General features: G+C 46.9%; 1 protein-coding gene. It reads left to right on the top strand.

Features of this window, described 5'->3' with window-relative positions; genetic code table 11:
- The first annotated feature begins 349 nt into the window (after positions 1–349).
- Positions 350–1228 (top strand): UTP--glucose-1-phosphate uridylyltransferase GalU, encoded by an 879-nt coding sequence (gene galU / locus VZT47_RS10395; protein ID WP_330224890.1) that lies wholly within the window; start codon positions 350–352, stop codon positions 1226–1228.
- Positions 1229–1414: the final 186 nt, after the last annotated feature.

The following is a 1414-nucleotide window of genomic DNA, read 5'->3' as shown; positions in this document are numbered from 1 at the left end:
AGATTTGCAGGCCGGGGTCAAGGGGCTTCAGCCCCGTGATGCCGGAATGTAAATCTGATAAAATCCCCAGGCCAGGGCAACTGTATAAAAATTGACCGCATTTCTAAAAACTCGAATTCCGATTATTTGACAAAGGGTAAGATTCATTGAATTTATTTAATCTTGGGTAAATTATAGCGCACCGCCCCGATTCCCGAATCCCGACTCCCGGACAACGTACAGCCATCGCAGACAGCTGTTATTTCAAAGTTTTTTGAAATACAGCCCTTAGTGTAAAATTTTCACTCGTATGGTATGATATACAAGATAACAGATAACAATACCGTTTATTTCTATTGTAGGGGGACTTATGCAGAAAATCAGAAAAGCAGTCATTCCGGCTGCCGGATTCGGCACCCGTTTCCTGCCGGCTACGAAGGCTATGCCGAAGGAAATGCTGCCTATTGTGGACAAACCGACCATTCAGTATATCGTGGAAGAAATCCTGGCCAGCGGCATCGATGAAATCATCATTGTCAGCGGTCATGCGAAACGGGCCATCGAAGACCATTTCGATTCTTCCCCGGAACTGGAACAGCATCTCTATGAAAGCGGCAAGATGGAAATGCTCCGGGAAATCCGGAAAATCGCGGATATCAAGGTATTCTACGTCCGTCAGAAACATATGAATGGACTGGGGGATGCCATCAACTGTGTACGGGATTTCATCGATGAGGAACCTTTCGGCGTCATCCTGGGCGATGATGTCGTGTATACAGGAAATGGAGAACCGGCGCTGCGCCAGCTCATGGATCAGTACGAAAAAACCGGCGGTACCGTCATTGGCTGCCAAACCGTCCGTCCTGAACAGGTTTCCTCCTACGGAATCATCGATGGCAGCAAAACCGACGATCCGAACCTTCTCCGGGTAGCGGATATGATCGAAAAACCATCCATCGAAGAAGCGCCGAGCAATTTCGCAGCCCTGGGCCGTTACGTCATCACTCCGGACGTTTTCGATATCCTGGACCAGACCAAACCGGGTAAAGGCGGAGAAATCCAGCTCACCGATGCATTAAGAGTCATGGCTAAAAATGAAGCCGTCTATGCCTATAACTTCAATGGCAAACGGTACGATACAGGAAATAAACTGGGCTTCCTCAAAGCCACCGTCGAATTCGCACTCAGAAGAGAAGACCTGGGCGCCGACTTCAAAGCCTACCTCAAAGACGTAGTCAGCAAATTCTGAATAAAAATCCTGATGCTTAGGGCATCAGGATTTTTTGCGCTTTCATTGATCACTCAGCAAAGCCATCGGTCAGTCAGGCTCCCCCCTGGGTAATGGCAACAAAATAAGGACATCAAAAATCTAATATTGTAGATTTTTAGGTTTATTAGATAAAAATTAACCTTCTAATCTATCCGACCTATCCTT

It is taken from the genome of Dialister sp. (assembly GCF_036343215.1).
In the GTDB taxonomy this organism is placed as follows: Bacteria; Bacillota; Negativicutes; order Veillonellales; family Dialisteraceae; genus Dialister.
The sequence above is the reverse complement of the archived record's forward strand: the minus strand, read 5'-3'. Positions and strand labels throughout refer to the sequence as shown.

Excerpts from the sequence above, each read along its gene's own strand:
- galU (WP_330224890.1), top strand. The coding sequence starts at position 350 with ATGCAGAAAATCAGAAAAGCAGTCATTCCGGCTGCCGGATTCGGCACC.